This is a genomic window from Nocardia gipuzkoensis, from assembly GCF_021183645.1.
Lineage (GTDB): Bacteria > Actinomycetota > Actinomycetes > Mycobacteriales > Mycobacteriaceae > Nocardia > Nocardia abscessus.
Genome location: NZ_CP089225.1, coordinates 3,905,040 through 3,918,393, shown reverse-complemented (window position 1 = coordinate 3,918,393; position 13,354 = coordinate 3,905,040). Strand labels below are relative to the sequence as shown.

Annotated in this window: 12 protein-coding genes; 4 read left to right on the top strand and 8 right to left on the bottom strand. The window is 67.9% G+C overall.

Annotated features, from left to right (window positions below; genetic code table 11):
* Positions 1 to 36: 36 nt before the first annotated feature.
* From LTT66_RS17295 to sucC, 3 genes are all read right to left on the bottom strand, one after another.
* Positions 37 to 1,107: a DUF5336 domain-containing protein gene (locus tag LTT66_RS17295; protein ID WP_233068754.1), complete on the bottom strand. Its 1,071-nt coding sequence runs from the start codon at positions 1,105 to 1,107 to the stop codon at positions 37 to 39.
* 435 nt (positions 1,108 to 1,542) lie between these two features.
* The gene (sucD, locus tag LTT66_RS17290; protein ID WP_233068752.1) at positions 1,543 to 2,457 is read right to left on the bottom strand and encodes a succinate--CoA ligase subunit alpha; all 915 of its coding nucleotides are present in this window, start codon (positions 2,455 to 2,457) and stop codon (positions 1,543 to 1,545) included.
* Between the two features lie 25 nt (positions 2,458 to 2,482).
* Complete coding sequence (sucC, locus tag LTT66_RS17285) at positions 2,483 to 3,649, bottom strand: ADP-forming succinate--CoA ligase subunit beta (RefSeq protein ID WP_233068749.1); 1,167 nt, start codon at positions 3,647 to 3,649, stop codon at positions 2,483 to 2,485.
* A gap of 537 nt (positions 3,650 to 4,186) precedes the next feature.
* Here sucC and LTT66_RS17280 point away from each other — a divergent pair.
* Complete coding sequence (locus LTT66_RS17280) at positions 4,187 to 5,467, top strand: M23 family metallopeptidase (RefSeq protein WP_332909686.1); 1,281 nt, start codon at positions 4,187 to 4,189, stop codon at positions 5,465 to 5,467.
* Positions 5,468 to 5,731: 264 nt separating this feature from the next.
* On the opposite strand, the gene LTT66_RS17275 is transcribed toward LTT66_RS17280, so the two are convergent.
* From LTT66_RS17275 to LTT66_RS17265, 3 genes are all read right to left on the bottom strand, one after another.
* Positions 5,732 to 6,619 carry an aminoglycoside phosphotransferase family protein gene (locus LTT66_RS17275; RefSeq protein WP_233068746.1) on the bottom strand — a complete coding sequence of 296 codons (888 nt, stop codon included), beginning with the start codon at positions 6,617 to 6,619 and terminating at the stop codon, positions 5,732 to 5,734.
* Positions 6,620 to 6,812: 193 nt separating this feature from the next.
* The gene (locus LTT66_RS17270) at positions 6,813 to 7,817 is read right to left on the bottom strand and encodes a serine/threonine protein phosphatase (RefSeq protein WP_233068744.1); all 1,005 of its coding nucleotides are present in this window, start codon (positions 7,815 to 7,817) and stop codon (positions 6,813 to 6,815) included.
* Positions 7,818 to 7,902: 85 nt separating this feature from the next.
* The gene (locus LTT66_RS17265) at positions 7,903 to 8,205 is read right to left on the bottom strand and encodes an NUDIX hydrolase (RefSeq protein ID WP_233068741.1); all 303 of its coding nucleotides are present in this window, start codon (positions 8,203 to 8,205) and stop codon (positions 7,903 to 7,905) included.
* Positions 8,206 to 8,710: 505 nt separating this feature from the next.
* On the opposite strand from LTT66_RS17265, the gene LTT66_RS17260 reads away from it, so the two are divergent.
* The 3 genes from LTT66_RS17260 (at position 8,711) to LTT66_RS17250 (ending at position 12,037) form a co-directional block, all read left to right on the top strand.
* On the top strand, positions 8,711 to 9,898 hold the full coding sequence (locus LTT66_RS17260) for an NAD(P)/FAD-dependent oxidoreductase (RefSeq protein WP_233068740.1): 1,188 nt from the start codon (positions 8,711 to 8,713) through the stop codon (positions 9,896 to 9,898).
* A 96-nt stretch (positions 9,899 to 9,994) separates the two neighbouring features.
* Positions 9,995 to 10,933, top strand: a complete 939-nt coding sequence (locus LTT66_RS17255; RefSeq protein ID WP_233068736.1) for an RNA polymerase sigma-70 factor — start codon at positions 9,995 to 9,997, stop codon at positions 10,931 to 10,933.
* Positions 10,934 to 10,969: 36 nt separating this feature from the next.
* The gene (locus tag LTT66_RS17250) at positions 10,970 to 12,037 is read left to right on the top strand and encodes a hypothetical protein (RefSeq protein WP_233068735.1); all 1,068 of its coding nucleotides are present in this window, start codon (positions 10,970 to 10,972) and stop codon (positions 12,035 to 12,037) included.
* 36 nt (positions 12,038 to 12,073) lie between these two features.
* Here LTT66_RS17250 and LTT66_RS17245 read toward each other — a convergent pair whose 3' ends face one another.
* A complete protein-coding gene (locus tag LTT66_RS17245) occupies positions 12,074 to 12,730 on the bottom strand; it encodes a TetR/AcrR family transcriptional regulator (RefSeq protein WP_233068734.1) in 657 nt (218 codons plus the stop codon).
* 187 nt (positions 12,731 to 12,917) lie between these two features.
* A complete protein-coding gene (locus LTT66_RS17240) occupies positions 12,918 to 13,343 on the bottom strand; it encodes a hypothetical protein (protein WP_195068978.1) in 426 nt (141 codons plus the stop codon).
* Between the last annotated feature and the right edge of the window lie 11 nt (positions 13,344 to 13,354).

Below are 13,354 nucleotides of genomic sequence, written 5' to 3'. Positions count from 1 at the left end.
AGGCGGCCGCCGCGCCGGGGAGGATGCGCTGAGTTCCTACTTGTTGTTGTCGTCCGAGGGACGGAATGCCTGGGTGGCGTCCGACGAGGGATCACCACTCTGTTCGCTGCCGAACGGCTTGTTCTGCTGGCTCGGCTGGGCCTGCGGCTGCTGCCCGTAGCCCGGCGAACCGTAGGGCGCCTGCTGGCCCGCCTGCTGCTGCCCGCCGAAGTGCTGGGTCACGCTCTCGTCCGGGCGCGGCTGCGCGCCGTACGGCGAAGCCGGCTGCGGGGAAGCACCGTAGGCGGTCGTCGGCTGGCTCTGCCCATAGGGCGACTGCTGCTGCCCGTACGACTGGCCCGGCTGGCTCTGGCCGTAACCCGGCTGGCTCTGCCCGTAGGGCGACTGCTGCTGCTGCGCCTGCGACGGGAACTGCGGCGGAGCGGACTGAGCGCCGTAACCGGACTGCCCGTACGGGCTCGCGCCGTAACCGGGCTGACCCGGCTGGCCCTGGCCGTAGGACTGCTGCCCGTACGACGGCTGCTGCTGGCCGTAGCCGCCCTGGCCGAAGCCGCTCGGCGCGGTGGCCGGGCGCGGCGCGGGCGCCTTGAGGATGCCCGCCTCGAACAGCGTCGCGGCGATCGCCACAGCGGCCTGCACGAAGGCCAGCGCGAGCAGGATGAACGCACCCGCCTTCAGCTCGCTGCCCTCACCGAAGTTGAACGACTGGAACAGCAGCGCGAGGAAGCCCGCGGTCGAAGCCGCGGCGGCCACGCCGATCCAGTTCTGCTTCGGCAGCAGCGACAGCCCGGCCAGCAGGCCGCCGAGCAGCAGCAGGCCGAGCAGCGGCGAGCCGGAGGCCACCTCGAAGAGGTTGGCCGACTCCGGTGTGCCGACCGTGCGGCCGCCGAAATCGATCGGCTTGGTGCCGAGGAACGGCAGGAAGCCGAGCAGGAAGTTGATCACGCCGAGTGCCGCTACGCCGACCACCAGGAAGAACGGCAGACCTTTGGCATCGGAACCGGTAGCGCTCGAACCTGCACTGGCACCACCCGTCGCCGGGCTCTGGCTGGATGGCGCTGAGGGCGTGGGTGTGTTGTACCCGGAGCCCCCGGTCGGGTAGGACATGTCGTCGTCTCCTAAATCGAGTCGTACATGGTCTTCACGGCTGGATTACTTCTGACGCTACTGCACTCCCACGCCCAGGTCACCCCGCCGCGACGGCCGGGACGGGCGAGTCCGTCCATATCCCGGCAGGTCGCGGTCGGTGTCCGGCGCCGAGCCGTTAGCGAGACCACCTACCGCTCATTGAACTGTTGCCCGCGATGGCGCTTTTCACACCACGCGGGTTCTCAATAGCGGGGAATTCCCGGTGACGAGTCGATGAACCATCCGTCCGGCTGCCTCGTGTGGACAGATAAGGAGACGACGAACCCCCTCCATACCTCGATTCCGCACGTGGTCGGTCCGGACGCTCCGCTACTGCCCGAGCCGGAGCCCACCGCCACACATGACGAAGGCCGCCCCCCGAATTCGGAGGCGGCCTTCGTGCGCAGGGGGAGATCAGGCGCTGATGCTGGCCTTCTCCAGGATCTCGCGAGCCAGCGCCGCGGTCTCGGACGGGGTCTTGCCGACCTTCACGCCCGCGGCCTCCAGCGCGTCCTTCTTCGCCTGGGCGGTGCCCGACGAGCCGGACACGATGGCGCCCGCGTGGCCCATCGTCTTGCCCTCGGGGGCGGTGAAGCCCGCCACGTAGCCGACGACCGGCTTGGTGACGTTGGCCTTGATGTAGGCCGCGGCCCGCTCCTCGGCGTCGCCGCCGATCTCGCCGATCATCACGATCAGCTTGGTCTCCGGGTCCTTCTCGAACGCCTCGATGGCGTCGATGTGGGTGGTGCCGATGACCGGGTCGCCGCCGATGCCGATGGAGGTCGAGAAGCCGAAGTCGCGCAGCTCGTACATCATCTGGTAGGTCAGGGTGCCGGACTTGGAGACCAGGCCGATCGGGCCCTTGCCGGTGATGTTGGCGGGGGTGATGCCGACCAGCGACTCGCCGGGGGTGATGATGCCGGGGCAGTTCGGGCCGATGATCCGGGTCTTGGCGCCCTTCTCCACGTTGTAAGCCCACGCGTACGCGGTGTCCTGCACCGGGATGCCCTCGGTGATGACCACGAGCAGCGGGATCTCCGCGTCGATGGCCTCGATGATGGCGTCCTTGGCGAACTTCGGCGGCACGAACGCGATGGACACGTCGGCGCCGGTCTCCTTGATGGCTTCGGCGACGGTGCCGAAGACGGGCAGCTCGACGGCGTTGCCGTCGGAATCGGTGTGCGCGACGGTGGTGCCCGCCTTGCGCGCGTTCACACCGCCCACGATCTTGGTGCCCGCCTTCAGCATCAGCGCGGTGTGCTTGGTGCCTTCGCCGCCGGTGATGCCCTGGACGATGACCTTGGAATCCTTGTTCAGGAAAATAGACATTCTTTTCGTCCTTACTCGGCCGTCGTTATCGGGCGGCTGCCAGTTCGGCGGCCTTGTCGGCGCCTTCGTCCATTGTCTGCGCCAGCGTCACCAGCGGGTGCGCGGCATCGACGAGGATCTGGCGACCCTCGTCCACCCGGTTGCCGTCGAGGCGGACCACCAGCGGCTTGTTCGCGTTGTCACCCAGGATCTCCAGCGCCTTCACGATGCCGTTGGCGACCGCGTCACAGGCGGTGATACCGCCGAAGACGTTGACGAACACGCTCTTGACCTGCTCGTCGTTCAGGATGACGTCGAGACCGGCGGCCATCACCTCGGCCGAGGCGCCACCGCCGATGTCGAGGAAGTTGGCGGGCTTCACGCCGCCGTGGCCCTCGCCCGCGTAGGCGACCACGTCCAGGGTCGACATGACCAGACCCGCGCCGTTGCCGATGATGCCGACCTCACCGTCGAGCTTGACGTAGTTGAGGTCGTTCTCCTTGGCCTTCAGCTCGAGCGGGTCGGTCGCGTCCTTGTCCGCGAACGCCTCGTGCTCCGGGTGGCGGAATCCGGCGTTCTCGTCGAGGGTGACCTTGCCGTCGAGCGCGAGGATCTCGTCCTGCGGGGTGCGCACCAGCGGGTTGACCTCCACCAGGGTGGCGTCCTCGGCGACGAACACCTCCCACAGCTTCTGGATGGTCACGGCCGCGGCGTCCAGCACGTCGGCGGGCAGATGGCCCTGCTCGGCGATCGAGCGCGCGAACGCCAGGTCGACGCCCTTGACCGCGTCGACCGGAACCTTCGCCAGCCGCTCCGGCTTGGTGGCGGCGACCTCTTCGATCTCCATGCCGCCCTCGACCGAGCACATCGCCAGGTAGGTCCGGTTGGCCCGATCCAGCAGGAAGGAGATGTAGTACTCCTCCGCGATGTCCTTGGCCTCGGCGACCAGGATCTTCTTGGTGATGTGGCCCTTGATGTCCAGGCCGATGATGTTCTGCGCGTGCGTGAGCGCGTCGTCCGGGGTGGCGGCGTACTTCACGCCACCGGCCTTACCACGGCCACCGGCCTTCACCTGGGCCTTGATCATCACCGGCTTGCCGATTTCCGCCGCGATGGCGCGGGCGTCCTCGGCCGTGTCCGTGACGCGGCCCTCCGACGAAGGCACTCCGTGCTTAACGAAGAGCTCCTTCGCCTGATATTCGAAGAGATCCATGTACTCACCGTCTCGTCTGCGTTGTGATGACAACGTCTTTGTTGGCGGCCCGACGTCGGAAGCGGGTCGGGTCGGACTCTAACCAGTCACATGGAGGGCCAATCGGCCACGTTCATCCTAAGTGGCGCAGGTCACCCGGCGCCGCCGGGAGCGGTAAAACCGCTGGCCACCGCTACTGGCGAGTAGGTTGCCGACACCGCGCCAGGTAGAGCGGGGGAAGCCGGGAGCACACCGCGAACTACTACAATTCGTCGTTGAACGACCTCTCCGGAGTGCCCATACAGCAGTGAGATATTCCGGGGGCTAAGCGTGATCAATCTCACATGTTTGTCACGGACCCGTCGCAGCGCTTGTGGGCACGACATCGTTTCGTTACCGTCATTGCGGTCGATGTCACAACACGGTCACGACTAGGAGGACGGCAAGCTTGACGCAGCACAGCACTCCGCAGCAGGAGAGCCGCTCCGCATTCGACCGATCGACGCCGCTGGTCAGGCGGCATTCGAGTTCCATCCGCTTCACGATGTGGCACCGCCGATGAACCACAGCTCCACCTTCGCTTCCGATGATCGAGTTCGCTCGGGACATCGTTACCGCCCCGACGACGAGCCCTTCACTCCGTCCGGCCGGCACGCGGGCCCCTCGTTCGACCAGCACCACGCTGGGTACGAGGCCGCGCCGCAAGCAGACCACGACTTCCGAGCGTTCGGTGGCGAGTACGGCTACGCGGCCGATGCGCCCGTCCACGAGCCGAGCTACGACCAGTCGGGCTACCAGAGCGCGTCCTACGACAACTCCGCCGCGGCCTACGACAACTCCTGGGCTCCGAACAACGCGTGGCCGCAACAGAATTGGACACAGCAGGACACCTGGTCCGATGGCGGCGCCTGGAGCTCCGGTGACGCGTGGGCCGAAGAGGAGTCCTGGGCGCCCGACGAGAAATCGTGGGTGTCCGACACGGGCTGCTGGGCTCCCGAGGAATCCTGGGCCAACGACACCACCGAGCCCGAGGCTGCCGACCAGGAGCCGGCCACCCCCGTTCTACCGACCGTGATTCCGGCCCGCCGGTCCGGGAACAAGCGCGGCGGCGCACACCGTGTGCCCGCGCCGCCCGCCGCTCTCAAGGGTCGCGCCGCCGTCGCCGCCGTCGCCGCGGGCGCGGTGGTCGCGGCCGGGCAGGCCGCCTTCGCCTCGCCCGAGCAGCCGTCGCAGGCCGTCGACTACGAAGCCGCGGGACAGATCCACGAGATCGCCGCGCAGTCGATGAACGTGGCCGATCCGACCGCTTCGCCGGATTCGCCTCAGGTGCTGAATGTTTCGGCGCCGGCCAACCTCGAACAGTTCAACGACATCCTGCAGAAGGGCCAGAAGTACGCCGAGGACCTCGCCAACCAGGAGGCCGCGAAACTTCGCCCGCTCTTCCACAAGTTCTTCGCCGCGGGCACCTTCACCTCCGGGTTCGGCGCCCGCTGGGGCGTGCAGCATCTCGGCATCGACATCGCGGGCCCGATCGGCACCCCGATCTACGCCGTCGCCGACGGCACCGTAATCGAGGCCGGTCCCGCGTCGGGCTTCGGCATGTGGGTCCGCCTGCTGCACGATGACGGCACCGTCACCATCTACGGCCACATCGATACCGCCACGGTGTCGCAAGGCCAGCGTGTGCTCGCCGGAGACCAGATCGCCACGATCGGCAACCGCGGGTTCTCCACCGGTCCGCACTGCCACTTCGAGGTCTGGCTGAACGGCGTCGACAAGGTAGACCCGCTCCCCTGGCTGGCGACCCGCGGCATCAGCCTCGGCCCGCAGCGCGACTGAACGACGCGGCCGCGTCACCAGTCCGGCCGCTTCCACACGACCCACCCTGGTTCGACATCGAGCCCAGGTCCTGCCTCGCATCGCGAGTCCTCGGCGCGCGCGACACTCGAGGCGAGGCTCGTCGACCAGCTGTTGCGCACGGCGATCAATGCCCGCGCAAGGCGGCGGCCAGGCAGACGCTCATCGACTCGGGACGCATGAAGCCCGACACCTCGCGGGAGCCGCACTGAATGTGTCCCAGCTACGGCCCTGTTCGCCACGCGGTCAGTTCGCCGCCAGGACCTGTTCGAGCGTGGCGTAGCCTGCTGGTTCCCAGGTCGGTTTGCCCCCGGGCAGACCGAGTCTCCCGCCCTGTCCGATCGCGATCAGGCCCAGTGCACGCAGGACAGCCCAGCCACGGGCTCGGGTGATGGTCGCTTCGTCGGCCTGCCCATAGGCGTCGAAGAACCGGCTGGCCGTTCCGGCAGGTAAGAGGATCCAGGCGGCTGAAAGATCGGTTGCGGGATCGCCTGCGCACATGTCGCCGAAGTCGATCAGCCCAGCGAGCATCCCATCGCTGACGATCACGTTCGCCGGATGCAAGTCACCGTGCAGCCAGAGCGGCGGGCCCTCCCAGGCCGGGGCTGCTATGGCCTTCTCCCAGACTTCCCGTGCGCTGTCAGCGTTCGCGTGGTCGGCAAGGATCTCGAACGAGCCTTCGAATTCTTTTTGCAGTCCGGCCAGCGGGATGCCGCGCATGGGGTTGGCCGGTGCGTCGGGAGGCGCCTGGTCGTGCAGCGCACCGAGGAACTCCGCGAGGATCTCGGCCGCATCGATGCGTGTGACCGGCGCACGATCGGCCGGCTCTCCCTCGACCCAGCGCGCGATTGTCCAGGTGTGCTCGAACAGGCTCGAAGGTTTGCCGATACGCACCGGGGTGGGCGTCGGCAGCGGCAGGCGGTTCGCCAGCACCGGCAGCCACGTCTGCTCGGTGTGCAGCAGAGCAGACGCGCGCTCGGTGCGCGGCAAGCGCACGGCCAGCTCATCCCCGAGCCGCCATTGCTGGTTGTCCCAGCCTCCGTCGACATCTCGGAGCTTCAGGTCTGCGAGATCCGGATGTTGGTCGCGCAGCAGCGCGCGCACCAAGTCCTGGCCGTACTTGAACTCGTCCATCGATAAGCCTCCGGGCAGGTGTCGTCTTGAATCAAGATCCAGTCCTCCACGTCCAACTGCAGCGGCACCCCGGTCCCCCAAGAAGTGACGTGAAGGCTTCGGTATCTCGGGAATGTCGGCACGACCGCCGAGAAGGGCTGGAGATGCTTCACTTTTCAGGATCTTCGGACAGTCATCGCCTGCCGCCGCTCTCTCACATACCGGGGTACTCCGCGTGAACGTCACCGTCGAACAGCCTCCAAAAGAACGCGTTCATCTTCGCGGCGGCGGGTGCGTGCCGGGTCAAGATCGCGGCCACCGCCGGTGGCACGTCGTCGGGGATGCGTCCAGCGGCGCACTGGAGTACGTACTCGTTGCGGGCGACTGGACCGCCGCTGGGCGGCATCGGTACCCCGCAGACGTCGGTCACCAGCCAGTTGACCAGTCGCATGGCGGCGTAGCCGGCGTCATAAGCGACGTGTTGTTCAGTGAAGTCGCGCTCAGCGGCCGACAGGTCGAATCGCGGCGATGTGGCCAGCCCGAAGTCGCTGAGATAGATCCGCTCCATGTCGGTGCGCATGTTGCCGAAGTGCCCGTCCATGTGCAGCAACTCCCGATCCCGCAGAAACGTCACGATCTCGGACAGCTGCCGCTCGACTGTGGCGGCCTTGTCGGCCGGGTTCTCGCGCAGCCAGTCCGTTATCGGGTGTGGGATGTATTCGCAGAACAGCACGAGGCTGCACGGTGCGGCGACCAGGGCTTCGAGGCGGGCCCGCACGGCCGGGCTGCCGCCCTGGGCGGTAACCACGGTGTCGATGTCGGCGTGTTCGGCTGCGACCGTCGAGCGGCCGGGTAGGACCCGCCAGTGGTAGAGGATCGGGAACGATTGCGTCTCACCGGCCAGAACGGCTTCGGTGACGATGATGTTCGCGGCCAGCTCTCGCCAGGCGTTGAAACTTGGGCCGCCGATACCGTACTGGCAGTATGTCGGCAGGTCGAACAGGTTCGCTGTGGAGTCCGGGTTGGCGAGCTCCCGGTCGGTCAGTGGGATCCGCTTGGTGAACACCGGCACGCTGTCGACGTCGATGAGCGCCGCACCACCGCCCACACCCACGCTTATGACTCGACCGGTGCCTACCAGCTCGGCGAGCTCGAAATCGCTGCGGGCCGCCAGGAACGCCGAGACTCTTTGGTGGCGTGCAGTTCTGGCAGCTGTCATCGCACGATTGTGTCACCGGCCGCGCTTCGACCGGTGCGCCGTCGCAGGCCGTCTGCGGACGGCCTGCCGCGAGGCTGACTCGTCCTCAGCCCACCGCAGAGCCGTTCTCCAGGTAGATCGCGGCGTCGTGCCCAGTGTGGACTGCCAGCGCTGCGGACACTCGCCGCGCCATCACCTGCACCAGGCGCTCATCGGCCTCGCTCTGATCGCACCAGCTCCAGCTGCGTAGTTCGTCGGCCTGCAGGGTGATCGCGGCCAGTTGTTCTGCGGTGAGGGTCCCGCCGTCGTAGATCAGCATCAGTCCGTCGTCAGGGTAGAGGCCAGGCGGAACCCAGTCGACCACCAGCAGCCGTCCCGGTACCACGTCCAGCCCGAGTTCCTCGCGCACCTCGCGGGCCGCCGCAGCGCGCGGCGATTCGTTGGCCTCAGGCTGCTACGCCTGGCCGAAGTACTCAACCTGACCGTTCATGACGTCACCGTCGATGACGACGGGAGCTTGACGGTGAGTTTTCACGACAACGTCTGCTTGCGTGTGTCCGGGCACAGTCCGCTCTGGACCACACACGACGTCTGGTGGCTCGGCTCGTACCCTGCCAGATAACCGCCGAAGACGGTCACCACCCGCACGGCGAACCCGAGCCGGTTGTAGTCGCGACGCCGCGATCAACCTGCGGTCTTCCTCGGCAAGGTAGCGCCCGCGAGGTGTTGTGCTGTCCTCGCTGTTGCCGAAATCAGTGCAGATGTCTTCGAACCAGGATCTCGAACCAGCCGTCGGATCCTTCCTGCAGTCCGAGCAACGAACCACCACGGTGAGTGATCTGCATCACATCATGTCAGGAAGTTCGTCCTTGCGGTGTCTTGTGCTCGAGCCCCTACGGAGCGAAGGAGACACCATGAGCAAGAACATCGATGTGGTCGTGATCGGCGGCGGATATGCCGGTGTCATGGCGGCCAATCGTGTGCGACAGCGCGACGACGTGACGGTGACCGTGATCAATCCGCGCTCGGTCTTCGTCCCGCGGCTGCGCCTGCATCAACTGGTCGGCGGGACCCATGATGCGGTCGTCGACTACGCCGAAGTCCTCGCCGAGGGTGTCCGGTTGGTCGTCGACAGCGTGACGCGGATCGACGCAGCCGCGCGCAGTGTGACGCTGGCCGAGGGCGGCACGATCGGTTACGACTACCTGATCTACGCGGCGGGCAGCAGCGGCGCGGGCTCGCGGGTGCCGGGCGCGGCCGAATTCGCTTACCCGGTCGCCACATTGGAGGCGGCGCGACGGCTGCGGTCGGTGCTCTTCGACACCCCGATGACGGCCCCGGTGACGGTCGTCGGTGGCGGTCCGACCGGCATCGAGACCGCCGCGGAATTGGCGGAGCGTGGCCGCACGGTCACGTTGGTCTGTGGCGGGGTCGTCGGCCCGTATCTGCACCAGAAGGCGCGGCGCACGGCCCGTCAGTACCTCGCCGCCCTGGGGGTGAGCGTCGTCGAAGGCCCCGACGCGGCGGTCGTCGCGGTGACCGGGGAGGCCGTGGAACTCCGCGACGGGCAGCAGTTGGCGAGTGCGGTCACGATCTGGACGGCGGGCTTCGATGTGCCCGATCTGGCCGATCGCAGCGGGTTGCGCACCGACGCCGCCGGTCGCCTGCTCACCGACGAAACACTGACCAGCGTCGACGACGAGCGCATCATCGCGGCGGGCGACTCGTCGGCCCCGTCGGGCCTGCCGTTCCGGATGAGCGCCTACACCGCCTACAGCCTGGGAGCGCATGCCGCCGACACAGTGCTGCACCGAATCGCGGGTGAACAGCCCACGCCGATCGACCTGGCCTTCCCCGCCATGTGCCTCAGCTTCGGACGCGACGCGGGGATCTACCAGCTCGGCCACAAGGACGAGACCGCGATGCGGCTGTACTTCAGCGGGTTCGCGGGCAAGAAGCTCAAGGAATTCGCCTGCGAAGCGGGCATCAAGCACCTCGCGCGCGAGGCGCGCAAGCCCGGCTCGCATCGCTGGTTCAAGGACGGCAAGTACCGGCTGCAGCTGCTGGCCCAGCGCAGCGACGCACCCACACCTCTCGCCTGAGATACCGACACCGCCGTCGTCGCGACGGCCGACGCACATTGCGTCTCATCGATGAGCCGGTGCGGACCCGAAGACCACCGAATAGGAGAAGACCCCATGGACACAGCAGGTGAACCCGACGGGCAGCGGCGGGCTTTCAGCGACGACCACGCCACCGCCGACGCGACGGAAACGTTCGTCGTCCACCGCAATCTGCTGTTCACCGTCGCCTACGAGATGCTCGGGTCAGCGGCCGACGCCGAAGACGTCCTGCAGGAGACCTGGCTGCGATGGGTGAGGGCCGACGTATCCCAGGTGAGCGACCAGCGCGCCTACCTGGTGCGCATCACGACCCGGCAGTCCCTCAACCGGCTGCGCTCCATGAAACGCCGCAGGGAGGCATACGTGGGCTCCTGGCTCCCCGAGCCGCTGCTCACCGCACCGGACGTGGCGGCCGACGTCGAACTCGCCGACAGCGTGTCGATGGCGCTGATGCTCGTCCTCGAGACACTGACCCCGACCGAACGGGCGGTGTTCGTGCTGCGCGAAGCATTCGGCTTCGGCTATGACGACATCGCGGCCGCGGTCGGCAAGACACCCGCCGCTGTGCACCAGATCGCCCGTCGCGCTCGCAACCACGTCGACGCCCGCCGGCCACGCCGCGTGGTCACCGCACGGCAGGCCCAAGCTGCTGTCGAAGCCTTCCAGCGGGCCCTCGAGACCCGGGACCTGCAGGGCATGCTCGACGTGCTCGCCCCCGACGTCGTCGCGATCAGCGACGGCGGGGGTATCAAACAGGCAACCCCGCGTCCGGTCGTCGGCGCCGACAAGGTGGCCCGGTTCATCACCGGCGGCCTCACCAAGCACAACGTCGCGCTCACCGTCGAGCCGACCGTGATCAACGCCGCCCCGGCACTGGCGCTACACGTCGACGGTGAACTCGACGGCGTCATCGTGATGCACATCGAGGACACCCGTATCACCGGCCTCTACTACGTCCGCAACCCGCAGAAACTGACCCACATCGCATCCGCGACCCCCCTGACCCTGCGATGAATACCGATCACGGCCGAAACTGTTCGAGGAGTAGACATGACCCTGCGGGCACCACTTGCCACCAACACCCTTCCTTCCCGATGGCCGACGGTGGCCGGAGCCGTCGTCGCGCTCACGGCGACCACGAGCATTCTGCTGATCGCGTTCGCCTGGCCGTCGGTGCGGTCGTCGGTGCACGATGTGCCGATCGCTGTCGCCGGGCCGACCGACGCGGTCGTGCAGATTCGTACAACGCTTGATCAACGTCTGCCTGGCGGCTTCGAGATCACCGAAGTCGCCGACACCGATGCCGCTGAACAACTCATCCGCGACCGGCAGGTGTACGGCGCGATCGACCTGAGTTCCGGCACCCCGCAGTTCATCGTCGCCTCCGCCGCCAGCACCGCGGTCGCCCAAACCCTGCAGACCATGGCGACCAGCCTCGGCCAGGTAGACAAACCCGGCACACAGGTCGCCGTCCGCGATCTCGCCGCCCTACCCGCCGACGACCCGCGTGGCGCCGGATTGTCCGCAGGCGCACTGCCGCTGGTCATGGGCGGTTTGCTGGCCGCAGTGCTACTGACCCGACTCGTCCGCGGCACTGCCCGCCGAGTCGCCGGGGCATTCGCCTTCGCGGCCATCGGCGGCGGGACCGTGGCAGCGATCCTGCAGTTCGGGCTCGGCTCGCTGAGCGGGTCCTACCCAGCCAACGCAGGCGCCGTCGCCCTGACCATCGCGGCCACCTCGCTGACCGTGCTCGGGCTCGAATCCCTGCTCGGATACGCCGGAATCGGGATCGGCGCCGTGCTCATGATGCTCATCGGCAACCCCCTCTCGGGCACGGCGACCGCACCCGAGATGCTGCCCGGCTGGTCCGGCACGCTCGGCCAACTACTGCCGCCCGGAGCAGGCGGCCGGTTACTGCGCTCGACCGCGTTCTTCGACGGCCGCGGCGCCACCCAGGCCGTCATCGTTCTGCTCACCTGGATGGCCTTCGGCGCGGCACTGTGCCTCGTCGGTGGCCTACGCGCCCACCGCGCCACCACAACCACCGCGGGACTTCCGATGACGCGTACACCACTTGTCGAAGCCCCATCGGCATCACCGCTACCGGGCAAATCCTGAGATCGAAGAAGATTCGTATCCGGTTGTGACCCCGGGCTATCGGGCCAGATGGGCGGCGATGCCGTCGAGTAGCTTGCCGAGACCGAACTCGAACACGCCCCCGGCCACGGCGCGCGTGCCGGGGGCGGCGGCACCCGCGGTCAGCATGGTCATCAGCGCCGGGTACCGCTCGGGCTGCCCGTAGCGCTGGATCATCTCCGGATCGAGGGTGGGGCCGACGTGCCCGGCCGCGTCGCGGCCCAGTGCCGGATCGATCTCCAGACGGGCCACACCGCCGACGAAAGCGTTGACGGAGAAGATCACGTCGGCGATTTCGTCCGGTGGCAACCCGGCATCGAGGAGAGCGCTCATCGCGGCCTCGCCCCATGCGGCCTCGTTCGGCCCCATCCATCGGTTGCTCACGCCGACGGCCAATATCCAGGGATGCCGTCGGTACATCTCGCGGGTCCGGCGCGCCCACTGTTCGATCGCCGCCCGCCAGTCACCTCGAGGCAGGCCGGGCCGTTCAGCCATGGCCGTATCGAGCATCAGCGCGACGAGCTCGTCCTTGCTCGCCACATGCCGGTACAGCGACATGGTGGCCGCGCCGAGCTCGGTGGCAACCCGCTGCATCGACAGTGCGCCGATCCCTTCCGCGTCCGCAACGGCGATAGCGGCCTCGATGATGCGATCGAGGCTCGAGACCGACGCCAATCCGGCACGCCCCAGTCGGTGATCGGCCGGATACGCTACACGCCGCAGCCCTGGCGCCGACGCCCCGACTACGGACGCACGCAACGTGACTCGATCAGTGCCGCACGCGGACCGGCACGTTGGTCCAGCCCGCGACGCTGGTCTGCGCCGCTCTGCGCAAACCTGCGCGGTCCAGGGAGTACCGCGCCTACGGCGCCGCCGCGATCGCGAGACCGAACAGCGCGACGACCTTGACGACCTCCAGGCCGATGTACCAGAAGTGAGCGTGCGAGCGCGGTAGTTCCTCGCCCGCCAGCACACGATCGGCGCGGCGGGACAGCGGCGGGCGGACCACCAGGATCTGAACTGCCAGCAGCGCCGCGGCCACACCCAGCCACAGCCACGTCGCCCGGCCCGGCCCGACGATCAGTGCGGCGACCACCAGCAGCGCCGCGAGCACGGCCTCGGTGACGTTCAGCGCCCGGAACACCAGGCGGCCGATGCCGAGACCCAGAGGCAGCGTCACCCCGGGAGCCCGGAACTTCAGTGGCGCTTCCAGGAACGAGATGGCCAGCACCATGCCGAGCCACAACATGGGCAGAAACCACAGGACGTGCTGCGCGATCGTATCCACGACGCGGACCC